General features: G+C 46.4%; 18 protein-coding genes and 1 pseudogene. 10 read left to right on the top strand and 9 right to left on the bottom strand.

Annotated features, from left to right (window positions below; genetic code table 11):
- Positions 1–185: 185 nt before the first annotated feature.
- Genes L0665_RS10190 through L0665_RS10180 form a run of 3 tightly spaced genes read left to right on the top strand, consistent with a single transcriptional unit; the run spans position 186 to position 7,170 of the window.
- A complete protein-coding gene (locus L0665_RS10190) occupies positions 186–2,771 on the top strand; it encodes a type I restriction-modification system subunit M (RefSeq protein WP_274925576.1) in 2,586 nt (861 codons plus the stop codon).
- Entirely contained in the window at positions 2,771–4,006 is a 1,236-nt protein-coding gene (locus L0665_RS10185; RefSeq protein WP_274925575.1) for a restriction endonuclease subunit S, read from the top strand. The genes L0665_RS10190 and L0665_RS10185 overlap by 1 nt, the downstream gene beginning before the upstream one ends.
- Positions 4,003–7,170 (top strand): type I restriction endonuclease subunit R, encoded by a 3,168-nt coding sequence (locus tag L0665_RS10180; protein ID WP_274925574.1) that lies wholly within the window; start codon positions 4,003–4,005, stop codon positions 7,168–7,170. Before L0665_RS10185 ends, L0665_RS10180 begins: the two co-directional genes overlap by 4 nt.
- Before the next feature lie 401 nt (positions 7,171–7,571).
- On the opposite strand, the gene L0665_RS10175 is transcribed toward L0665_RS10180, so the two are convergent.
- The 4 genes and pseudogenes from L0665_RS10175 to L0665_RS10160 form a co-directional block, all read right to left on the bottom strand.
- The gene (locus L0665_RS10175) at positions 7,572–8,234 is read right to left on the bottom strand and encodes a hypothetical protein (protein ID WP_274925573.1); all 663 of its coding nucleotides are present in this window, start codon (positions 8,232–8,234) and stop codon (positions 7,572–7,574) included.
- 434 nt (positions 8,235–8,668) lie between these two features.
- Positions 8,669–9,094 (bottom strand): annotated as a pseudogene (locus L0665_RS10170) (Cdc6/Cdc18 family protein); the annotation flags it as partial.
- Between the two features lie 118 nt (positions 9,095–9,212).
- Positions 9,213–10,373 (bottom strand): ORC1-type DNA replication protein, encoded by a 1,161-nt coding sequence (locus L0665_RS10165; protein ID WP_274925571.1) that lies wholly within the window; start codon positions 10,371–10,373, stop codon positions 9,213–9,215.
- 204 nt (positions 10,374–10,577) lie between these two features.
- Positions 10,578–10,817: a hypothetical protein gene (locus L0665_RS10160; protein ID WP_274925570.1), complete on the bottom strand. Its 240-nt coding sequence runs from the start codon at positions 10,815–10,817 to the stop codon at positions 10,578–10,580.
- A 418-nt stretch (positions 10,818–11,235) separates the two neighbouring features.
- Here L0665_RS10160 and L0665_RS10155 point away from each other — a divergent pair, with 418 nt between their 5' ends.
- From L0665_RS10155 to L0665_RS10140, 4 genes are all read left to right on the top strand, one after another.
- Positions 11,236–11,739, top strand: a complete 504-nt coding sequence (locus L0665_RS10155) for a hypothetical protein (RefSeq protein WP_274925569.1) — start codon at positions 11,236–11,238, stop codon at positions 11,737–11,739.
- Between the two features lie 424 nt (positions 11,740–12,163).
- Positions 12,164–13,276, top strand: a complete 1,113-nt coding sequence (gene tnpB / locus L0665_RS10150; protein ID WP_274925568.1) for an IS200/IS605 family element RNA-guided endonuclease TnpB — start codon at positions 12,164–12,166, stop codon at positions 13,274–13,276.
- 147 nt (positions 13,277–13,423) lie between these two features.
- Positions 13,424–13,945, top strand: a complete 522-nt coding sequence (locus L0665_RS10145; RefSeq protein ID WP_274925567.1) for a flavodoxin domain-containing protein — start codon at positions 13,424–13,426, stop codon at positions 13,943–13,945.
- Positions 13,946–14,048: 103 nt separating this feature from the next.
- A complete protein-coding gene (locus tag L0665_RS10140; protein WP_274925566.1) occupies positions 14,049–14,558 on the top strand; it encodes a flavodoxin domain-containing protein in 510 nt (169 codons plus the stop codon).
- Between the two features lie 1,032 nt (positions 14,559–15,590).
- On the opposite strand, the gene L0665_RS10135 is transcribed toward L0665_RS10140, so the two are convergent.
- On the bottom strand, positions 15,591–17,975 hold the full coding sequence (locus L0665_RS10135) for a DNA-directed DNA polymerase (RefSeq protein ID WP_274925565.1): 2,385 nt from the start codon (positions 17,973–17,975) through the stop codon (positions 15,591–15,593).
- On the bottom strand, positions 17,968–18,834 hold the full coding sequence (locus L0665_RS10130) for a malate dehydrogenase (protein ID WP_274925564.1): 867 nt from the start codon (positions 18,832–18,834) through the stop codon (positions 17,968–17,970). The genes L0665_RS10135 and L0665_RS10130 overlap by 8 nt, the downstream gene beginning before the upstream one ends.
- A gap of 49 nt (positions 18,835–18,883) precedes the next feature.
- Between L0665_RS10130 and L0665_RS10125 the strand changes: the two genes are divergently transcribed.
- From L0665_RS10125 to L0665_RS10115, 3 genes are all read left to right on the top strand, one after another.
- Positions 18,884–19,774 carry a dihydroorotate dehydrogenase gene (locus tag L0665_RS10125; protein ID WP_274925563.1) on the top strand — a complete coding sequence of 297 codons (891 nt, stop codon included), beginning with the start codon at positions 18,884–18,886 and terminating at the stop codon, positions 19,772–19,774.
- Positions 19,767–20,531 (top strand): dihydroorotate dehydrogenase electron transfer subunit, encoded by a 765-nt coding sequence (locus L0665_RS10120; protein WP_274925562.1) that lies wholly within the window; start codon positions 19,767–19,769, stop codon positions 20,529–20,531. Before L0665_RS10125 ends, L0665_RS10120 begins: the two co-directional genes overlap by 8 nt.
- A 69-nt stretch (positions 20,532–20,600) precedes the next feature.
- Complete coding sequence (locus L0665_RS10115) at positions 20,601–20,873, top strand: 2TM domain-containing protein (protein ID WP_274925561.1); 273 nt, start codon at positions 20,601–20,603, stop codon at positions 20,871–20,873.
- A gap of 14 nt (positions 20,874–20,887) precedes the next feature.
- On the opposite strand, the gene rlmH is transcribed toward L0665_RS10115, so the two are convergent.
- Genes rlmH through L0665_RS10100 form a run of 3 tightly spaced genes read right to left on the bottom strand, consistent with a single transcriptional unit; the run spans position 20,888 to position 22,897 of the window.
- A complete protein-coding gene (rlmH, locus tag L0665_RS10110; RefSeq protein ID WP_274925754.1) occupies positions 20,888–21,370 on the bottom strand; it encodes a 23S rRNA (pseudouridine(1915)-N(3))-methyltransferase RlmH in 483 nt (160 codons plus the stop codon).
- A 5-nt stretch (positions 21,371–21,375) separates the two neighbouring features.
- Entirely contained in the window at positions 21,376–21,975 is a 600-nt protein-coding gene (mobA, locus tag L0665_RS10105; protein ID WP_274925560.1) for a molybdenum cofactor guanylyltransferase, read from the bottom strand.
- Positions 21,976–21,982: 7 nt separating this feature from the next.
- Entirely contained in the window at positions 21,983–22,897 is a 915-nt protein-coding gene (locus tag L0665_RS10100) for a ketopantoate reductase family protein (RefSeq protein WP_274925559.1), read from the bottom strand.
- Positions 22,898–23,091: the final 194 nt, after the last annotated feature.

Genomic DNA, 23,091 nt, shown 5'->3' with positions numbered 1-23,091 from the left:
ATGTTCTTAGTTTTGTTTGTATTTTGAACGATTCAAACATCACTAAGAACACTTTTATTTCTTCTTAACTGGCAAAGTCAGGCTATAACATAAAAGTCATTTTTGCTTCCCTTCCCGTCAAAAAGCAAAGAGACATAGTCCAAAGCACCGATTTTACAGTATAGGTAATCAGAGAGACGTCACCCATGAATAAACAGCAACTTGCCAATAAAATCTGGGAATCAGCAAATAAAATGCGTTCCAATATTGAAGCTAACGAGTATAAGGACTATATTCTTGGCTTCATATTCTATAAGTTCCTCTCAGATAAGGAAGTACAGTTTCTGAAAGAGAATAATGCAACTGACGAGTATATTGCGCAGATTTCTGAGACTGATCCGGAAACGGTTGCGTTTATTCAGGAGAAACTTGGATACTTCATTTCTTATGATAATCTGTTTTCTACCTGGCTTTCGCTGGGGAATGATTTTGATGTGTCTAATGTCCGTGATGCATTGTCGGCATTTAATCGGAAGATCAGTGACAAACACAAAAAGATATTCGAGGGTATTTTTACAACTCTGGAAACCGGTTTGAGTAAGCTTGGTAATAGTCCTGGGTCTCAAACGAAGGCGGTCAATGCGCTTATTCATCTGATTAAGGATATTCCGATGGATAACCGGCAGGACTATGATGTTCTTGGGTTTATTTACGAGTATCTTATCAGCATGTTTGCTGCGAATGCGGGGAAGAAGGCTGGCGAGTTCTATACTCCGCATGAGGTTTCCCTTTTAATGTCCGAAATTGTGGCAGAACATCTGAAAGGAAAGAAGACCATCGACATTTACGACCCAACAAGCGGTTCCGGTTCACTTTTGATAACGATTGGCCGCTCGGCTGCAAAGCATATCGAGGGTGAAAATAAGGTTCGATATTATGCGCAGGAACTGAAAAAGAATACCTACAATCTTACCCGTATGAATCTGGTTATGCGGGGAATTCTTCCTGATAATATTGTTACGCGGTGCGGGGATACTCTGGATAAGAAAGATTGGCCGTATTTTGAGGATAATGATCCGGTTGGAACGTATTCCCCGTTGTACGTGGATGCGGTTGTGTCTAATCCTCCGTATTCCCAGCACTGGGAAACGAAGGATATGGAGAATGATGTTCGGTATAAGCGGTTTGGGGTTGCTCCGAAGACGAAGGCGGATTATGCGTTTCTCTTACATGATTTGTATCACTTAAAACCGGAAGGAATTATGACGATCGTTCTTCCGCACGGTGTGTTGTTCCGCGGGGGAGAGGAAGGGAATATCCGCCGTAATCTGGTCGAGTTTAATCATATTGATGCGATTATCAGTCTTCCTTCGAATATTTTCTTTGGAACAGGTATTGCGACGATTGTTATGGTTCTGAAGCAGAAACGGGCAAATGATGATGTTTTGATTATTGATGCTTCGAAAGGGTTTGTAAAGGAGGGGAAGAACAATAAGCTTCGTGCATCGGATATTAAGCGGATTGTTGATACATATGTGAGCCGGGCGACGGTCCCGAAGTTTTCACGTGCGGTGAGCCGTGAGGAGATTCGGGAGAATGCGTATAATCTGAATATTCCGCGGTATGTTGATTCGTCCAATGAGGCTGAGCATTGGGATCTGTATGCGCTGATGTATGGGGGTATTCCGGCGTCAGAGGTTGCGGGTTTGTCTACGTTCTGGGATGCGTTTCCTTCGCTTCGCAGTGATTTGTTTTCCGCGGGGTCGAACGGGTATTTGTCGCTTGCAACGGATGATGTCAGAGGTCTGATTTCAAGTCATGCGGATGTTTGCCGGTTTACGGATGGTTTCACGGCGGCATTTTCTGACTTTGGCACGTGTTTGCGTGCTGAGTTGGTGGATGCCTGGGCGTCGGTGAATACGGCAAATGTAGAGGCGGTTTTGAGTGGGGATATTTTCTCGCGGCTTTCTTGTGTTCCGCTGATTGATACGTATGCGGCGTATCAGATTCTTGATGATTGCTGGCAGAGGGTTGCGGTTGATTTGGGGATTCTGCAAAGCGAAGGGTTTGCGGCGGCGAGGAAGGTTGTGCCGAATATGGTTTTGAAGAAGAAGGAAGGGAAGGATGTTGAGGTCCAGGACGGCTGGCTTGGGTATGTTCTTCCGTTTGAGCTGGTTCAGGAGACACTGCTCAAAGAGGATATGGCTTTACTTTCCCGGAAGGAAGAGCGGCTTTCTGTGATTTCATCGGAGGTTGCGGATGTTCTTTCTTCGCTGTCTGAGGAGGAACTGGAATCCGAGGCGGTGAATAAGGCGAAGGATGCGTTTGCTGCGGCGGCTGCGGCGAAAGAGGCGAAGCAGATCCGTGCGGAGATGAAACGCGGAGCGGTGTTTGATGCGGATTCGTTAGAGCAGAAGCTTTTGACAGTGAACGCTTTGCTTGATGAGGAGAAGGGGCTGAAGAAGCAGGTGAAGGCGGATGCCGCCCATCTACATGAGCTTACCATACAGACGATCGAACAACTTTCGGATGCTGAAGTTCTTGATTTGCTTGAACGGAAGTGGATTCTTCCGCTGACCTCCGCACTTTCGAAGATGCCTGAGGATGTTGTTTCAGATTTGACGAGCGGGGTGAAGTATTTGTCTGAAAAGTATGCGGTGACGTTTTCAGAAACGGAGGAGAGTATCCACGAGGCGGAGTGTTCTCTTTCAGTGCTGATTGGTGAGCTGGAAGGCGCTGAGTCTGATATGGCAGGACTTATGAAGCTGAAGTCTCTGCTTGCAGGTGAGTGATGATGGGGGAGAAGAAGCCTGCACTCCGGTTCAAGGGCTTTGAGGGGGGGTGGGATAAGTTTAGACTGGGAGATAATTCTGATATTATTACTGGTGGTACACCAAATACGAAAGTGTTTGAATATTGGCATCCAAAGGAAATACCATGGTTGTCTTCTGGTGAGGTTAATAAAAAGAGGATTAATTTCACAGAGAATATGATTTCCCAGTCTGGTTTATCTAATTCAAGTGCTAATTGGGTGAAAAAGAATTCGGTGATTATTGCATTGGCAGGTCAAGGTAAAACCCGAGGCACAGTAGCAATAACAAATATTCCACTAACAACAAATCAGTCTGTTGCCGCGGTTATGCCTAATGACGTTTTAAATCCTGAATTTATATTTCAAAATTTAGAGTCACGTTACGATGAATTAAGAATAAGTTCTTCGGGAGATCGAACTCGTGGTGGTTTGAATAAGCGTATAATCTTTGAGACATCTATCTCTGCTCCAAAAATAGAAGAGCAAACAAAAATTGGAGATTATTTCAAACATCTCGACACCCTTATCGCCCAACAACAGCGTAAATACGACACGCTTCTAAACGTCAAAAAATCCATACTGGAAAAGATATTTCCCAAAAATAATCGTAATATTTCAAAAATTAAATTTAAAGGATTTACTGATGATTGGGAACAACGAAAGTTTACTGATATTACTTTTCTTGCAGGAGAAAAGAATAAGGAAAATCTTCCATTAGAAAGTTACTCTATATCAAATGAAAGAGGATTTTTCCCTCAAAATGAACTGTTTGAAAATGGCGGGACAATGCGAGATGCTGATAAAAGTATGTATTATATTGTATCTCAAAATTCGTTTGCATATAATCCTGCAAGAATCAATGTTGGCTCAATTGGATACTATAATTTGCCTGAAAATGTAATCGTTAGTTCGCTTTACGAAGTTTTTAAGACAACAGAAGATGTTGATGATAGATTTTTGTGGCATTGGTTTAAGTCAGAAACTTTTCAAAGAATGGTAGAACAATATCAAGAGGGCGGAGTAAGATTATATTTTTATTATGATAAGTTGTGTATGTGCTCGATTGCACTTCCGAGTGTCAAAGAACAGAATCTGATTGGTGTTACTTTGGATAAATTGGACACCCTCATCACCCTTCATCACCAAAACCTCACCAACCTCAAACACATCAAAACCGCACTCCTCGAAAAAATGTTTGTCACGGAGGCAGCATGACACTCCAAACCGAAGCCGAATTTGAAGAAGCCTTAATCTCAGCCCTCAAACGGAAAGGCTGGGGAGAACTTTCGGTCCTCAAATACTCCACTGAAAAAGACCTCATCGAAAACTGGAAAAAGATCCTCTTCCAGAACAACAACGGAATAGACCGCTTAAACGGATATCCCTTAACCGACGGGGAAATGCAGCAGATTCTTGAACAGATCATTCTTCTTCGAACCCCCGTCAACCTCAATGGATTTATAAACGGAAAAACCATTTCCGTCAAACGCGACAACCCTGACGACGTAGCCCACCTCGGAAAAGAGATCAGCCTTAAAATCTACGACCGCCAGGAAATTGCTGCCGGACAAAGCACCTACCAGATAGCTCAGCAGCCAAAGTTCACAACCCCGTCCCCTATCCTTAATAACCGCCGCGGCGACCTCCTGCTCTTAATCAACGGCATGCCCGTCATCCACCTCGAACTCAAACGAAGCGGCATCCATGTAAGCCAGGCCTACACCCAGATAGAAAAATACTCTCACGAACATATCTTCACCCACCTCTTCTCCCTCATTCAGGTCTTCGTTGCCATGACGCCAGAAGAAACCGTTTATTTTGCCAACCCCGGAACTAATGGCATATTTAACAAAGACTTCTACTTCCACTGGGCAGACTTCAACAACGAACCAATCAACGACTGGAAAGAAATCGCCGACTCCCTGCTCTCCATTCCTATGGCTCACCAGCTCATTGGATTCTACACCGTCGCCGACGAATCAGACGGCACCCTCAAAGTCCTCAGAAGCTATCAGTACTACGCCGCAAACGCCATATCCGACCGGGTCGCACAACACCACTGGGAAGAAACAAACCCCCTCGGCGGCTACATCGGACACACTACCGGAAGCGGCAAAACCCTCACCAGTTTCAAATCCGCTCAGCTCATCGCAAACTCAAAAGACGCCGACAAAGTCATATTCCTCGTTGACAGAATCGAACTCGGCACCCAATCCCTCAGAGAATACAAAAAATTTGCCAGTGAAAATCAATCCGTACAGGGAACAGAAGACACCCAGGTCCTCATCGCAAAACTCAAAAGCAGCAACCCGGCAGACACCCTCATCGTAACCTCCATTCAGAAAATGAGCAACATCTCCGAAGAAGAAGGTGTCAGCAAATCTCTTCTCGATCAACTCAATACAAAACGCATTGTCATCATCGTTGACGAAGCCCACCGCTCAACATTCGGCGAGATGCACAGAAAAATCCGTGAAGCCTTCCCCGCCGCCCTCTTCTTCGGATTCACCGGCACCCCTATCTACGAAGAAAACCAGAAAAAACTCAACACCACAGCTACCCTCTTTGGCAACGAACTTCACCGCTATAGCATTGCAGATGGTATCCGTGATAAAAACGTCCTTGGATTCGACCTCTACAAAGTTTCAACCCACAAAGACAAAGACGTCAGATCCGCCGTCGCTCTTTACAAAGCAAAAGCACAAACCGTCGAAGAAGCCTTAAGTGACCCGGTAAAAAGCCAACAATACTACTACTACATGGGCGCCTCCAACGTCCAAATGGCAGGCTTTGAAGGGAGCGACGGAAGATACGTCAAAGGCATCGAAGACTACCTCCCAAAAACCCAGTACACAAGACCCGAACACCGGCAGAAAGTCGTTGAAGACATCATCGATAACTGGACCCGGCTAAGCCGCGGCGGAAAATTTCATGCCATCTTTGCAACAAGCAGCATCAACGATGCAATCGACTATTACCGTCTCATCAAACAGACAAAACCCGATCTCAAAATAACCGCATTATTTGATCCAAACATCGACAACACCGAGGGATTTGAAATCAAAGAAGACGGACTGGTCGAAATCCTAGAAGACTACAACGAACGTTACCAAACAAAATTCACTCTCGCAACCCATCACCTCTTCAAAAAAGACATCTCCGCAAGATTAGCTCACAAAGAACCCTACACAAGAATTCAAAACGACCCGGATGAACAGATCCACCTCTTAATCGTCGTTGACCAGATGCTCACCGGATTTGACTCCAAATGGATAAACACCATCTATCTGGACAAAATGCTGAAGTATGAAGAAATCATCCAGGCATTCTCCCGCACAAACCGCCTTTTTGGTCCCGAAAAACCCTTCGGCATCATCAGATACTACCGTAAACCCCACACCATGGAGAGAAACATCAAAAAGGCTGTCAAACTCTACTCAGGAGAGAACGTGTTTGGATTCTTCGTAGATAAACTCGAAGAAAACATAACCGAACTCAACAATCTCCACACCGACATAGAAACCCTCTTTAAAAATGCCGGAATTTCCAACTTCATCACAATTCCCGACGACATCCCATCCCGCAGGAGATTTGCTAAATTCTTCAAAGACCTCAACCTTCGCCTTGAAGCCGCAAAACTGCAGGGTTTCACCTGGAAGCAGCTTACCTATGAATTTGGACATGGAAGCGGCATACCAAAAACAACCGTAAAACTGCAGTTCGGTGAAACCATCTATCTCATCCTGGCACTCCGTTACAAAGAACTCTTCGCAGATACTGAAGGCGGCGGAGAACCGGCTGACATTCCCTTTGAAATTGAAGGATACCTCACCGAAATCGACACCGGCGTCATCGATTTGGACTACATGAACGCTAACTTTGAGAAGTACTGCAAATCCTTAGAGCAGACGAATCTCAACGAAGAAGAGCGGCAGGCTATCTTAGACGAACTGCACAAATCATTTGCAACCCTCACTCAGGAAGAACAGAAACATGCAAAACACATCCTCCATGATGTGGAGAGAGGTGACTTGAAGCTGGAAAGCGGCAAGACATTCAGGGAATACATTTCCCTGTATCAGGCATCTGAGAAAAATGACCAGATATCTCATATATCCTCAATATTCGGATTAGATAAATCTCTCCTCCTAGAGATAATGGAAATAAAGGTAAATAAAGAAAATATCGATGAATATGGACGCTTTACCGAATTAGAACGCTCTGTTGATAAAGAGAAAGCACGGAACTATTTCAGATCGCTGGAAGGCAAGAGCGTTCCTGATTTCAAAATCAACGTAAAAATACACAATCTCCTTCAGGATTTTCTTCTGCATGGCGGTTGTGATATCGAGATTCCAGAGAATCTGCAACTGTATTAGAGTTATCTCACTAAGGAATTGCAAAAACTCACATATTTTTAGTTGAATTGAAAAGAGGGCTGATATATGCATTTTCTACCTTAATAAATTTTAATTCATATATTTTTTCAATATTTTTAATTCACCCCACTTCTCCCATTCTCCTCCCTCACAATTCTCCCATAACACCTCTCACAGATACTTAACCTCAGCCCTGCAGATCTAAACAAAGCCTTCCCCTCATCACAAAGACCGCACCGGCCGAGATCAACCGACACCCTCTCAAAATCCACTGCACACATAACGCCTGGCAGCGGTGTGCTAAGAATTGATTGAAAATCGGCTACAAATACTTTTTTTTAGTTTATCAAAACTTAAGAAGTTCTACCCTGTGGATCTTATAAGGAAAGCGGTTGATCATCTTAATAATCCTCGCGATACTCAGCACACATTTCGGCATGAAAGTCATCCATCAATTGTTTGTTTGCATAAATTCCGGAACATAAACGATCAAGAGCCTGCGGTAGCCAATTTGTCACAATAACCAGATTTTCAATATTCAATACATCGATAGAATCTTTCATTAAAGGTTTCCCATCCCTGTCCACAGGATAACGAAATGTCTGTGCTTTTTTGTCCTGACAAAGTTCTTTGACAAAATGATCTATTGTAAGAAAAATCTCTCTTCCTTCTTTGTCAAGGTCAGAGTATTTTTTCCATTTATAGACTTCTTTTAATATTTTTTTGCACTCACCCCATAGCTGAACCAGATCATGGCCTTTTGAAAAACCTATATCTTCTCCTATCAATGGCCTACCGATTTGCATAATCTCCTTGAACCTAAGTTCAAGATAATGTGAAAAAAGGTAGAATATTGGATAACCAAAAGTGTCGCGGGTAAGTCTTCCTTCCAGTACAGATTTTATAAGTTCATCAACTGCATTGAGGTAACCCCTTGCATATGTGCCCCATATCTCGTCAGGATTCCCCATCCCTGCACGATATACATATCCAGCATTACAATAATTTTCAGCAGGTTCAAATAATGATAATTTTTTGTCAGGTATAGGAAAAAGAAAGTCCATTGATTTACTTTTCTAAACTGTGATTATTTAATTCCACTCCTCCCATTATCCTCCCTCACAAGTCTCCCGTAACACCTCTCACAGATACTAAGCCTCAAATCCCCAGATCTAAACAAAGCCTTCCCCTCATCGCACAAACCACACCGGCCAAGATCAACACTCACCCTCTCAAAATCCGCTGCACACATAACACCCGGCAGCGGCAGAGTGAAGCCGTCCACGTTTACACTGACTTGCACTGGAGAAGTGCAAACCAAAGGTGGGTTATCCATGGCCCCGACAGGATTTCCTGAAACCTCCGGCGTCAGCAAAATGGTTTGCTACATTCTGACCTGCATTTGTACAGGTTTCCTTTGCTTTGGTGATGACCGTTTACAACCTTCTTCTTTTGTAAAATTCAGAATAATGTATTGAATTCGAAAAAGGAATTTGAATCAGATATTTTTGAGAAATTCAGGATCAAACAAAAGTTCAATTTCATGTGCATTCCCTTTCCCTGCCCATCGGTGCAGATTGATGAGACGGAGATCAGAGAGTCTCAGAAGATAGTTGTAAAAGGACGCATGGGATATATCACCGGTCTTTTTGAATGACGTATAGAGGGCACTGGATGTGAGAGATGACATTTCATCCCCCTGTTTCATCTGAACGATACGGGAGAGCAGCCGTTTCTGAATTGGTTTTAGTCCTTCTATGAGGAGGGACAGATGGGTGCCTGTTACGATCTTAAACGCGGTGTTGACATTCTCTTCCACGACTACAGCCCGGCCATCCTGTTCTGCATTGATAACGGAATATTTCAGGAGGTCGATGCCGACCCGAATGTCACCCCCCTCCATCGTGAGGGCGACGATATGGTCGAGGCAGGTGTGATTACTCCCGGATAGTTCTCGTACATCCGGGTGAGGGAACGGACGATACTGTCGAACTGGCCGTTACGGGCGAATTAGTGGTGTGAAAAAAAGGGAATGGTATGTTTCAAAAGGAGAGAATCTCCCCTCCTATCTCCGTTCTGCACATCTCCATAATCTCCGCCGGGTCACACCGGAGCACTACCTCCCGTGTGTTTCCTTTCGTATTCCGTTGGGTAAGGTCGATGAGACGGAAGCTTGCGAGTTTGTTCAGGTGGTTATAGAAGGCCGTGTAGCAAATGGTCGTGTTCTTTTTATATGAATCATAGAGATTTCCTGAGATGATTGGCCCGGTCGCGTCTTCCTGACTCATCTTCGCAATATACGAGAGCAGCCGCCGGTTGTCTGTTGTCAGGCTATCGACAAGATGGGAGACATGTGCTTCCTGTGTGCTCCGGAATGCGTGTCGGACATCTTCCTCTTGTACTTTTGTTTGTCCAATCCGTTCTGCATGGATAACCGACCGTTTCAGGAGGTTGATGCCGATACGGAGATCCCCTGATTCCATGGTGAGAGTGGTGATGAGGTTTAGAATATCGGGGGTGACTACTCCCTTACAGAGGCCCGCCGTGATGCGGCCATGCAGGATCCTCTGGATCTCTTCCTCCACGTAGGGAGGGAAAATGATCTCTTCGGGTTGATAGATAGATTCCACCGCGGGGTCGAGGATCGCGGGCCGGTGAAAATCCAGCGTGCTGATGGTGGTGATGACACCAATACGTACTCCCGGATTAGATTCATGCATCCGGAGCAGGGGTCGAAGCACCTTATCGAGCTGATGGTTGTGGCCCAGGTAGTTGGCATCGTCCAGGCAGACGATGAGGACTGCTTTTCGTCTGATGAGTTCTTTTGCGATGGGGTCGGTGAGCCGCTGAATGGGGATGCCGGAGAACGGCGGCTGTTGCCTGAATAATTCCTCGAATATTTTGGCGAAGATACGGAACTCGGTCTGGACGTTCTGGCAGTTGATGAGGACGGTTACGACTTTCCGGGTGGTCTCCTCAATCTCGGTGAATATCCGCAGGACGCTTGTCGTTTTCCCGGCTCCCGGTGGCCCCCGGAGGATGGTGTTGATGGGACAGACTCCCCGTAGGGCGGGCAGGATTGTCCCGGCGAGCTGCCGGAGCTGCATGTCACGGTAATTGATGGTGTTGGGTATGTAGTCGGATTCAAAGATCTCAGGATCTTTGAAGAGTGTCTGGCTAGCCAAGAGTAATTTTTGTGGCATGAAAAAAAGAGGATGTGAATGGTATTATCGGTTCATTGCGTGATGTGAAAGTGAATTGTGAGTTTTTGGTGGACGTGGGGGGGTTGAAATAGATCAGGATGTCGTGAGGTAGGTGTGCCTGGTTAATTCCTGGCGGATGAATCAATGGAGAAGAACACCAATTTGTGTTTCACCTGTTTATGATCCCTTTTAATAGGGAACTTATCACCCCATCCCCAGCCACTGCACCACCAACGCTGCCAAGGCCCCCACAACCCCACTCAGACCCGCAACAATACCACCGGTCCGCTTATCTACCCCGGCCTTTTCAGCCTGCCACCCTTCCAGTTTCCGGATGCGGTCTTCGAAGTCAACATCTGTCTCTTTCATCTCTCCCAGTGTCCGGCAGATCCACTTAATATCGCGGTGCATCTCGATGATTTTCGCGTCCAGGTCATTCATCATTTCTTCTTCCCTTCTCTGAATTTTTTACCTTGTATATACTCTACCAGCAATGAAGATAAATATTACCTTTGGTAATTATTTTGGCGAGAGAGGATTCTTCCAGTCAGGGAAGAAATGAGACAACCATTTGCACTACCATCAGTTCATTTCAGGTATGATTCATGAATGTGTCACTGAACGAACGTTCTCATCAAATAAATGACAATTCCTTATTGCGGCACCTAATATCAAATATCCAACAAAATGAATTTATAGGTGCGCCTCAGGTATTTTCCTCATCAATTCATCCATATTTTCCGGCGAAAGCGCGGAATATTTTCATCACGAAGTCAAATGTAAGGACAGGCATATATTACCCAAAGTAATATGTTTATATGTCAGTCGAACCCCGGGAACCGGCTGGCAGGAAGTGCCAAAAATGGCTGACTTTATCCAGACAACCAACACCAAGAGTGCGGTGCGGGACCTTCTCGTCCCCATCGCAAATATCACCATCTTCGATGCCCTCGTGCAGGACATCATCGACACCAACCCCTTCGGCTGTACCTCGTACGTCGAGAGTGGGGTGACCATTGACCCGGTCGTACGTTCCAAAGAAGCGTATGATGCAAAGGTCATATACGAAAATCTCGAAGCCGACACCATAGGCGATGTCTCCATCCAGGTCGCAACGGTCACAGCATTCGGGACCGCTGCCACCCATGTGATGAACGACGACGAACTCGCCACCGCTATTGGCGGAACCCAGTCCCGTGACAACGAAAAGGACACCTTCTCCTGCAAACTGAAGTGCCACGACGCGAATGGCGAGACGTACTATGTGACGATCTCCCGCACCAAAGTCCGGATCTCCTCATATGCGGACGATGCTATCCGGGAAGCGGTTGAGCTATGGGCTGACGGGAAGCCGGAACTCGGCTGAACCTCGGGATGAACCTGGCCGAACTGAACTCAGCTGAGTTCTCCCAAAATTTTTTGATTTTCATTCCATTCATGGAACCTCCGGACATCTCCTGAGACACTAGGGCAAATACCAGAAACAGGGGTATTGCCTCCCCCCTGTTTGTGTATATAACCTCTTGTCCACCCCGTAACGATCCTTTAACCAACCCATAATCACCCTTTGATCCTGTTTTTCGGCCCCCTTACTCTTCCTTGTTTTGGGAAATCGGGGACAAAATGGACGTTTTTTTGTGCGCGATTTTGTTGCCGGAAAATACGGCTGTTTTGGCGGTATTTGAGTACAAATATAACATGATACATAAGAAGAAATGTACCCTGATTGCGATGTTTGTAGACTCCATTAGCACAAAGCATATGGGTAGTAAATCCAGAGTTAAATGTGTATGTTGAGAGCCTACAAATACCGAATGTACCCTAACAAAGAACAGGAGAAAATGTTCTTTCAACATTTCGGTGCATGTAGGTTCATCTACAACTGGGGTTTAGAAAATAAGCTCCGAACCTATGAATCTGATGGTAAATCAATATCGAGATTTACATTAAACAAAATGTTGCCTGATTTAAAATCAGAACATATTTGGTTAAAGGACATCAATTCGCAGTCTTTACAAGGTGCAACATTAAATCTTGATAATGCATTCACTCGTTTTTTCCGAGAAAAGAAAGGATTTCCTAAATTTAAATCCCGGAAAAATCCCATTCAGTCATTCTCTGTTCCGCAGGGATACAATGTGAATTTTGATACTCATAAAATCAGATTACCTAAAATCGGATGGGTTAAAACAAAATTACACCGAAGATATGAAGGGATTGAAAAAACCGCGACAGTATCTGTCACATCAACGGGAAAATTTTTCATCAGTATTTTGATAGACGATGAACAGGAACAACCTGCAACGCAACATTTTGATAAAGATACGACCATAGGTGTTGATGTCGGTATCAAAGATTTTGCAATACTATCCAACGGAGAAAAGATCGATAATCCAAGAAATTTGAAAAAATCTATTCTCCGCATGAAAGTGTTACAAAGACGGTTAAGCAGAAAACAAAAAGGTTCAAACAATAGAAACAAAGCCAAAAAGACAATGGCAAAACTCCATGAAAAAATCCACAATCAACGCAATGATTTCCAGCACAAACTCTCTTTTAGATTAGTATGCGAGAACCAAGCAATTGCACTGGAAACATTGAATGTTGAAGGGATGTTAAAAAATCATAAATTAGCACAGCATATCGCTGATGCGTCATGGAGTTCCTTTGTCACCCAATTAGAGTATAAAGCACAGCAGTATGGTAAAACTATCCTGCGTATCGGTCAGTTTGAACCATCTACAAAAATATGCAGTACGTGTGGTTACTATAATCGGGATTTAACACTGGCTGACAGAGATTGGATATGCCCAGATTGTGGCACACACCAGGACCGGGATGTTAATGCCGCGATAAATATCAAGAAATTCGCACTTGATAAACAAAATCTAATTGGAATTTAATAATAATATACACCTTCGGTACGAGGGGAAGGGCCTGTGGACTCATGGACATAAGTTCGGGGAATGAAGCAGGAAGCCTCTGGGTCTTTAGCCCAGAGGTAGTTCACCAATAATAATTAATGCACAAAAATCCATACATTGAAGAATATGACAGGGCCACGCGTACTCATTGCATATGCCACAAAATATGGAACAACAAAGGAAATAGCAGAAGAAATTCAGGACGTTCTGGCAGAAAACGGCATTGAAAGTGATCTTACCAATGTGATGGAGACAGGAATTATTGATTCCTACGATGCAGTGATTCTCGGAAGCCCGGTATACATGGGAAAAATGCTTGTTGAAGCACGGGAATTCTGTCAGCATTACCGTCCATATCTAAAAAATATATGGCTTGCCATATTTGTTGACGGCATTTCATGCTGCAATCCGGGAGAAACGAATACATCACCACTGATTGCTGCAATCAGGGATATGCATGAGTATGTAAGGCCGGTAATGGAAATGGGATTTTCCGGTGCATTCAGCCCCGTTAACCTCTCAGAGGCAGATGCACAGATTGCTGACATGGTGCACCCTCCTGTCGGAGATTTCAGAGATCATGAAGCCATCCGCATCTGGGCACGGGAAATTGTATCAGCAATTTCCAAACACAGGGAGATATACTAAATAAGAGGTTTCTTAAAGAGAAACGATATACAATTCATATCTTCAAACTTCTTTCAGTTAACCCACAAAAGAACAATTAACAGCCATCGGAAGAGAGAATACCATGAATAATCGGATACTTGTCATATACGCCACCAAATATGGTGCAACAGAAGGAATTGCCACAGCAATCGCCGAAGGTCTTCAAAAGCATGATCGTGATGTCGATGTACGAAATGTAAAGGAAATATTCGATATTTCCGGTTACAGTGCAGTGATCATCGGAAGCCCCATTTATTATGGCAAAGTGCTTCCGGAACTGGTAACATTTGCCAGCCTTCATAAGAATATGTTGCATGAAATACCCGTGATAGGCTTTCTTTCAGGATACTCACTCCTAGATATTTCACCAGACAAAAAGCAGGCTGCATCTGCTGCCTTTGACCCGGTAAGAGAGCATATTGAACTCAGGGATATTGGATATTTTGCAGGTAAAATAGCAGAAGAACAGCTTTCATTCAAAGACAAAACGGTAATGAAGATCACAGGTGTAAAGCCAGGTGATTACCGAAACATGGAAGCTGTCTACATCTGGGCACAGGGACTTATTGATCTCTGTCTGCTGCAGTTATAATCCCGTTTTTCTGGCAAAACAGGCACAAAACATCCGGCCCTCTTAATCAATATATAGTGTATTGAGCCAGGCATATGCACAATCCTCAATAATTATATGCTTTCTCCGGGATTGTAATGTATAACAGGAGGTGAAAACCGAATTAAAACAGAGAGAGCAGGCACAAAAACAAGCCTTACGTTCATGCCGGATTACCTTCAATGCAACGAGTCATGCACACCGCTACTGCCATAAACATACGGTACCTCGAACCAGCATCCGCCATGCCAATGGACACTACCTGACTTGTTGAACAGGTACTTCCTAAAATATACACAACAAAATATTTATTCAATTTTTCCAATACAACTCTCATATTATTTGCGGATTCTCAAATAACCAATTTTGATATGTATTCATACAAAAATGATATTCCTTCAAAGAAAACATTTCAACATACAGCACATCCTCACAGGTGCCATGGGGACGCCTTTGAATATAAAAGAGCAATACCATTTTGTATAGCGCCGGGGGGCGGTGACGATGAAATAATCCATATGAACCATCACATGATTATCAGGTATTTTGTAGGAAATGAAACCTTTTCACTCATTTGTGCGGGAATACATACAAATTATTTACATACCACTTCGTCTCCATTCGTTAACCGTTACGTCCATACTCTTTCTCCTGGGAAAGGGGCCGGACAAACACATACAAAAAAAATTACAAAAATAAAACAGGAAAGATGCCCCTTCATCCCCGGCATATACTGTCAACACATATGGGGATAATTTCAGTGATAGGTAAAAATCATACAATTTATCAGAGAAAATTCATAATCTGGATTTTCCAGGACACTGCCTTACAAAAAATCCAGCACCTGTTTTACATACCACCCTAAAACAACGATGGAACGAAAGAAAATGGTACAGGAAATATATCCCACAACCTCCATGCCTCTCGACCTGATGGAGATCCCACGGGATATTCCCGGCAAGGATCAGATGGGATCGGGCCCGGACAACTGATACGTACACGAGAATCGTGGATTCAGAAGAAGTCCGAAAGCGTCGTGTGTGACGGATCCATCTCCTGCCAGGACCAGCCCACTGCCTCAATGATACGTGATATCGGTTGTTCAACCGACCGGTTCAGCATCTTTTCAATATCTACTACAAATTCTGGCGGGATCTGATCCGCGTATTCAAAGCATACAACGTCGGTCTTCGGGTATTTTCCCGTTACCTTTCGGATATACACACGTTTGGGTTTACTCCCGGAGACAAAACCTGTCCCCAGGTATTTGTTGGAATATTCTGCCCCCCTGACATGTGCATCCTTGTTCTTGTAACTGTCCAGTGCTTTGTTTATGCCACCGGGAGTACCTATTTCATCAAGAGAATAGTTCCCTTTTCGGTATTTTTTGATCACATCACCAAGATATGATTTAACCGCAGCCTTGCCTGCACCCCGGAGAATGAGTTCCATGACATGCTGCTGGACCTCTTTTGTCACCTGAGACGAGTCAGAACGTTTTATTTCAAAGCCGACGATATCAATTTTATCGACCTCTTTCCCCTCTTTCCAGACAAGTTGTCCCGCATACCGCTTTTTCTTCCCTGCCTGGAAGAAACGCCGGTATATCTTCTCAAATTTAATGGAAAAATAATGTGTTTCGGCGCCAAGCTCGTTGCGTGCAAAGTCACCGTAACTCTCATTGAGGCGCGACTCAATCGCCCGTGCCATCGCTATTGTCTTCTCTGTATCTGCGACAGGGAGTTCAATCATACAGGAATCCGTGTCTCCATAAATAACGCAGTATCCCATCCCGGTGATCACGTCACGGGTATGAGCAATTATCGCCCGTCCCACTGAGGTGACTGCCGATCCGATGTCCCGGTCATACAGACGGAACCGGGCATACCCTGAGACACCATAGTAGGTGTTCATAATCACCTTGAGGACATTCTGCTGGATATCATACAACAGGTAATCGGGTGAGCCATATTCAAAGGTATTTCTTAGTGCTTTCTTCTCATCGCGCTCATTAAGAAGGTCTGCGATGATACTCCGCGTCAGCCCGTCCGGAGATTTTCTGAACCTGATACCATTGGGTGCATGGAGTTCCCCTTCCGGATCTTTTGTTTCCATTGATGCATTGATGGTCATCATGCACATTGGATACAGGGACTTTAAGTCAAGCACAACAACATTCTCCTTCACTCCCCGTGAAGGATCAAAGACCGTTGCACCCTCAAATTCATCACCTGCTGCAAACCCCTTTGAAGGGAGTACATATTTGCCAAATGCCTTCCGGAGGACAAAGATGTCGATTACATTCGATGAGTTGAGCGTCCGGTCCAGTGGACAGCCCACATACCGGGCAATTTCCCGGTAGAACCCAATGATTGTACTCTTCGCATCAATGCCCACGCAGAGTTCAACATCACGAAGATTGTATGCCACCAGATCCTGAGGATTATCCCGCCAGAGTGCACACAGGGTGCCCGTGTATCGGATTTTGCCTTCCCCCAGTTCTTCTTCTCCGATGGCATCCAGGCGGTATGACTCCTTTCGTGAACTCTGCATCTTCCGGTATCCCATCAGAAGGTCAAAGAGTGCCCTTCCACGAAGGGGATTTCTGGCACCGGCACCAGGAATCCGGGATAATGAATCAGGTTCAAGCCCAATCGCCTCCATGCGTTTTGTGATATAACTGATATCAAAATCAACAAAGTTCCAGCCGGAGAGGATATCAGGATCTTTTTCACTGATATATGCGGCAAGACCCCTCAGGAGTTCACGTTCTGAAGGATAGATGATTATCTGATGATTCTCACGGACAGGGACAGGCACAACACAACCCTCATGTCCCGGTGGGTGGCGGTAGAGTGTCACATAGGCGTCATCAAATGAATCGTGGCAGGTGATGCAGACGATGGCATCACGGGCTGGCTCCGGGAACCCACGTTCATCCTCACACTCTATATCCATCATACAGACGCGGGCAGGTGCATCTACTTCTGCAGGTATGATGTCACGGTAATCTGCAGGTGTGCCGGGGACGATGGCCCCACCAGTCAGACCTCTGTCTATCAGGTAGCGGGTGGCAAAAGGAATGTCTGCTTCATAATGCGGTTCATAATAATCGCGCACATCACGGACATCGCCAGGTGACCGGGTATAAATTCTCCGGAGTGTTTCTCCACGGATGGAGGTATAGACTGCCGTAGTGTCAACCTCTGTCTTCGGATGAGGCGGGAGGGAATCGGCCTTCCCCTGGGGCCCATAGAAATATGGCTGAAAACCGGTCACATCTATCTGATGGGCCGTTCCTGAGGGATCACGGCCAAAGATATAGACCACTGGTCCGTCGGGGGTGTTTGCATACTCAACCTGGTTTATCGCAAGGCTGAGCCCGTCATTTTTACTCATCTGCTCTCCTGCAGAGCGCACAGGATGCCGCCGCCGCCTCCATGAACCGGGCCTTTTCCCAGGCGTCAAGGTCCCATTCAATAATCTCTTCAATCCCGCTCTGCCCTATCCGTGCGGGAACACCAAGAGAACAACCGGAAACACCATACTCACCATCAAGGACACAGGACACCGGCAGTACGGCGTGGGTATTGTCAGCCACATTACGTATAAGGCTCGCGATATGCCAGGCCGGCCCAAATACTGTCCCGCCCTTGCCCCGGATAACTTCCATACTTGACCGGCGCATCTTTCCCAGGATTTCATTGCGTATATCTTCCGGGACATCCCCCGGCAGGGTTGAGAAGAGAGGCACCTGGTGTTCACCATGCTCACCCAGCACCCATGCATCACCCGGAATACCATACTCTCCCAGATATCCACTAAAACGGGCCGCATCAAGCTGACCTCCAAATCCGATACACCGTTCACGGGGAATGCTGCAGCGGCGATGCAGATAATAATTATTTGCATCCATTGGATTGGTTATCGTAATGAGAACACCTGAATACCCTTCCAGAAATGCAGCGCAGTCATCGGCTGCAGGAAGGTTTACCGAGAGGAGGTCTGCACGGGTTTTGATATCAGGCGTCCGTGCTATACCTGCAGAAAATACTGCAATATCAGCCCCGCTGATATCGTCAGGGTCTGTTGAGACGGAGAGATCGATACCCGTATGGAGAATATCAAGCGCCTGTGCATGGGCAAGAGCAGCATTGCTGTCATAAAGACAGATTTCATCTGCAATTCCCAGCACTGACGCAAGGTACGCTACCTCACCACCGATCTTTCCGACACCCATCACCGAGAGGCTGGTCATGGATCAGTTATGGGTATGCTAATAATAAATAACTACAATTTTTAACCAGATGGTTACGTTAATTCCGGGAGAGATAACAGTGGGCGGCGTCAGGCTGCATAATCACTGTATGCTTGCAGCAGGAGTGCTGGGGACAACCGGTGCATCTCTTGCACGGATGCTCAGAGCAGGAGCAGGAGGCGTTGTGACAAAGTCAATCGGGCCGGAACCAAAAGAAGGCCATAAAGGCCCCTGCGTAGCGGTCTATGACGGTGCAATGATGAACGCAATGGGTCTTCCAAACCCTTCCCATGATTTTATCGGGGAACTCGACGGACTCACAGAGTCGCCAGTCATCGCGTCCATCTTCGGCGGCACACCCGAAGAATTCGGGGAGGTGGCAGACTGGTTTGCAGGCAGAGTACAGGCGCTTGAACTCAATCTCTCCTGCCCGCATGCTGAGGGATATGGCGCGGCAGTGGGGGCGGACCCGGATATGGTTGAACAATGCACACGGGCGGCCAAACATTCCGGGCTTCCGGTTTGGGTAAAACTCACCCCGAATGTTACCGACATTACAGAAATAGGTCTTGCTGCAGAACGCGGCGGGGCTGACGCCATTGTGGCAGTGAATACCGTGAAAGCCATGCGAATATCAACGAATTTCAGGCGCCCGGTGCTGGGAAACGGCATGGGCGGACTCTCCGGTCCCGCCATCTTCCCGGTGGCCGTCCGGTGTGTATGGGAACTGTATGAAGCATGTGAAATACCCATCATCGGGTGTGGTGGCGTTTCAAGTGCGGACAATGTTGTGGAGATGATGATGGCCGGCGCATCCGCGGTTGAAATCGGCAGTGCAGTCATTGAAGATACAGAAATTTTCCGGCAGATAACAGAAAGCCTGTATCGCCGTGACGGTGGGGAATGCCCGGAAGATATTGTGGGGTGCGCCCATGCGTGAGATACCCTCTGTTCCGGTTGTAATCACCGAGATCATTGAAGAGTCACCGTCCATCAGAACATTTGTATTCTCCCGCCGGTTTCCGGCAGAGCCGGGCCATTTCTGCATGGTCTGGGTACCCGGTACAGATGAAATACCCATGGCATTTTCCGCACAGAATGCCATCACCGTGCAGAAGGTGGGAGAGGCTACTGAAGCACTCTTTGCTCTCAGCAGGGGAGACGAGATTGGAATAAAAGGGCCGCTTGGAAACGGATTTACCCCCTCCGGCAGAACGCTCGCCGTTGCAGGTGGTGTTGGGGCAGCACCACTGCGCCTCCTTGCCACATCCGGCGTTGCAGATGACTTCATTCTGGGTGCACGGACGGCAGATGAACTGCTGTTCCCGGAAGAACTTGCCAAATGCACCAACCTTCAGTGCGCTACCGATGACGGCACATACGGGCACCACGGGTTTGTGACAGACCTTTTGCGTGCTGCAGACCCGACATCCTATGACACCATCTGTGTATGTGGCCCTGAAGTGATGATGAAGGCGGTCCTCGCTATTCTTATTGAGGCAGGATGTCCGGAAAACGGACAGTTCAGCCTTCACCGCTACATGAAATGTGGTGTCGGAATCTGTGGGTCGTGCTGCATTGATCCAACCGGACTCAGGGTTTGCCGTGATGGGCCGGTATTTACCGGAGATATAATTGTTGAGAGTGAATTCGGGTCATACGCACGGGATGCGTCAGGACGCAGAAAATCCTTCTGACCCTTCTTTTGTGAACCCGTGAAGCAGACCCCAAAACATTTTTGCCCTCCGCCCGCTATTCTGGACAGCATGGAAGATGAAGCTTATCGCAGGGCACAGGCGCACGTACAGGAAATCAAAGGATTTTACACCCACTTTGCAATGTATATCTTCATCAATCTCCTTCTCTTCACGGTCAATGCAGTCACCTCATGGGGGAACTGGTGGTTTTACTGGGTAACATTCTTCTGGGGAATCGCTGTTGTGATGCATGCGGCATCAGTCTGGGGCGGCAAAAAATTCCTTGGAAAAGACTGGGAAGAACAGAAGATACAGAAAATTCTGGAGAAAGAGAATAAATAACCATTTTATCTTTTTTACCGGTGATACTGCCGGCCGGCATTGATCATCGCAGCACGATAAATCTGTTCTGCAAGAATCAACCGCGCCATCTGGTGCGGAAATGTCATGAATCCAAACGAGAGCAGCAAGTCTGCCCGCGAACGTACCTCAGGGGCAATCCCAAGACTTCCACCAATGACAACAGTGATTCTGCTGTTTCCTTCCAATATTGCACCTTTCAGATACTGGGCAAATGCTTCTGATGTCATCAGTTTTCCTCCGACATCAAGAACAATGCACAGGTCCTGTGGACGGACATGGGAAAGAACGCGGCTCCCTTCTTTTGAAAGAATGCGTGCCCGGTCAGCTGCACCGGCATTGTCAGGAAGGCGTTCGTCTGCCACTTCAGTTACGATAAACTCCGCCATCCCGGTAAGTCGCCGAGTATACTCCGCAACTCCGTTCCGGTAGAATGGTTCCTTCACTTTTCCCACTGCGATGACATGAAATCTGACCACCAAAATCATTCCTCCGGAAAAACCGCACGAAGACGGGCGAGATCCTCTGCATGATTGATATTCGTAAAGGTCATGAGATCAGAATCATACCGGCGAAGAAGATTGCAGTCCACATAGTTTACTGAGAGACCGGCCACGAGATCACGCATCGAATGCGCCTCAGCACCCATAAAGCGCTCAACCAGTGCCTGCCTCTGGTATACCGCATGGAGAGGTTCTGTCATCCCGTTCTCCCAGCGCGGGATGGCAGCACCAAACCCTTCTGCGACATGGAAGAGATACTCAACCACCGCACCACTGACACAGGGCATATCACAGGCAACGGCAAAAACGAGGTCTCCTTCTGCCTCACAGACACCAGCATGAATGCCGCCTACAGGACCACGACCCGGATACAGGTCGGGAACTACCCTGACACCGGCAATACTGGAAAACCGCCCACACTGTTCACTGTCACGGGCAACAATGATGACTTCGTCAACGACTTCATTCAGGGTGGAGACCAGACGCGAGATGAAGGTCTCACCACAGTGACTGAAGAAATATTTTTCCCGGCCTCCCGCCCGGCGGGCTTCTCCGCCGGCAAGAATTATACCTGAACGCATGAATTAATCACGAATCTCCCAGTGATTCCCGGAACCGAATGAGACGGGTGATAAAAATATTTGCCGGGGTGGGAATTCCGTGTACCTCTCCCTTTGTAACCAGTGCCCCGTTCATAAAGGCAATTTCCGTGCGTTTCCCGGCTGAAAGTGCCTGATACATGGATGAGTGGTGACTGAATGTTGCAGGGATCTGCACATCGTGCAGGTAGTCCAAATAACTATCTGCGGTAGAATGCTCCAGCGTGATTCCTTCTGCATCGGCTACAGCATAGGCCTCCTGTACAATGTCTGTTATCACTTCCCAGGCATACGGATTCAGAAGGGCACCATACGGCACTCCCATCACTGCACCAAGCGGATTTAATGCCGCATTATAGATGGTCTTCCCCCAGATAGCAGAACGTATTGAATCTGTTGCGGTAGCGACAATTCCTGCCTCTTCAAAAAGACTGACAAGGGATGTTACGCGTTCATCGCATCCATCCGGGAACAGGCCAAACTGTGCATCTCCTCCAATAACAGATATATAAATATCAGCATCACCCCGCCATTCAAACCCGGTGATGATCATAGCACCAATCACATTGTCGGTATATTCACTGATTATCTCCTCATTCCCAATCCCATTCTGAATTGAGACAACAGCAGCGTTCCCAAACCGGTTCCCAAACTCCTCACAAATTTCCCGTGTCTGTGTCGCCTTGGACGTGATAAAGACATAATCATATTCATCGTCCGGAAGGTCTGTCGTGCACGGAATAAAACAGGTTGCGTCGCCCCAGAGGCCCGTGAGCCTCAGCCCAAGGCGTGTGACAGCATCTGCATGTCGTGCTCGTGATACTGCATGAACCTCTGCCAGTGATGAGAGACGGGCTGCAATGGAAAGCCCGACTGCACCTGCCCCAAGTACTGCTATCTTCATAGTATTCCAGTAGATGATAGATATGCCCTCAGTACATTTAAATGGTCATTATTTCAGTTCAGGAGGAAGCCTGTTCCATACAGATGGCCAGAGTGTTTCATCTTCCGGGTCCCAAAGTCATAGATATTCCAACATTTATCGCCGATTTGCAGGAAAAAACCTAAAAAACGAGTAATATCACCAATAAATTGATG

The organism is Methanogenium marinum, assembly GCF_028912405.1.
GTDB lineage: Archaea > Halobacteriota > Methanomicrobia > Methanomicrobiales > Methanomicrobiaceae > Methanogenium > Methanogenium marinum.
This window is presented reverse-complemented; position numbering and strand designations above follow the sequence as displayed.

Bases quoted from the DNA above. Each gene is read 5' to 3' on its own strand.
- L0665_RS10165 (WP_274925571.1), bottom strand. From the start codon at position 10,373: ATGCCACAAAAATTACTCTTGGCTAGCCAGACACTCTTCAAAGATCCT.
- mobA (WP_274925560.1), bottom strand. From the start codon at position 21,975: ATGCGTTCAGGTATAATTCTTGCCGGCGGAGAAGCCCGCCGGGCGGGA.
- L0665_RS10100 (WP_274925559.1), bottom strand. From the start codon at position 22,897: ATGAAGATAGCAGTACTTGGGGCAGGTGCAGTCGGGCTTTCCATTGCA.
- L0665_RS10160 (WP_274925570.1), bottom strand. From the start codon at position 10,817: ATGATGAATGACCTGGACGCGAAAATCATCGAGATGCACCGCGATATT.
- L0665_RS10140 (WP_274925566.1), top strand. From the start codon at position 14,049: ATGAATAATCGGATACTTGTCATATACGCCACCAAATATGGTGCAACA.
- L0665_RS10190 (WP_274925576.1), top strand. From the start codon at position 186: ATGAATAAACAGCAACTTGCCAATAAAATCTGGGAATCAGCAAATAAA.
- L0665_RS10175 (WP_274925573.1), bottom strand. From the start codon at position 8,234: ATGGACTTTCTTTTTCCTATACCTGACAAAAAATTATCATTATTTGAA.
- L0665_RS10120 (WP_274925562.1), top strand. From the start codon at position 19,767: ATGCGTGAGATACCCTCTGTTCCGGTTGTAATCACCGAGATCATTGAA.
- L0665_RS10180 (WP_274925574.1), top strand. From the start codon at position 4,003: ATGACACTCCAAACCGAAGCCGAATTTGAAGAAGCCTTAATCTCAGCC.
- tnpB (WP_274925568.1), top strand. From the start codon at position 12,164: ATGTTGAGAGCCTACAAATACCGAATGTACCCTAACAAAGAACAGGAG.
- L0665_RS10115 (WP_274925561.1), top strand. From the start codon at position 20,601: ATGGAAGATGAAGCTTATCGCAGGGCACAGGCGCACGTACAGGAAATC.
- L0665_RS10145 (WP_274925567.1), top strand. From the start codon at position 13,424: ATGACAGGGCCACGCGTACTCATTGCATATGCCACAAAATATGGAACA.
- L0665_RS10185 (WP_274925575.1), top strand. From the start codon at position 2,771: ATGATGGGGGAGAAGAAGCCTGCACTCCGGTTCAAGGGCTTTGAGGGG.
- L0665_RS10125 (WP_274925563.1), top strand. From the start codon at position 18,884: ATGGTTACGTTAATTCCGGGAGAGATAACAGTGGGCGGCGTCAGGCTG.
- L0665_RS10130 (WP_274925564.1), bottom strand. From the start codon at position 18,834: ATGACCAGCCTCTCGGTGATGGGTGTCGGAAAGATCGGTGGTGAGGTA.
- L0665_RS10135 (WP_274925565.1), bottom strand. From the start codon at position 17,975: ATGAGTAAAAATGACGGGCTCAGCCTTGCGATAAACCAGGTTGAGTAT.
- L0665_RS10155 (WP_274925569.1), top strand. From the start codon at position 11,236: ATGGCTGACTTTATCCAGACAACCAACACCAAGAGTGCGGTGCGGGAC.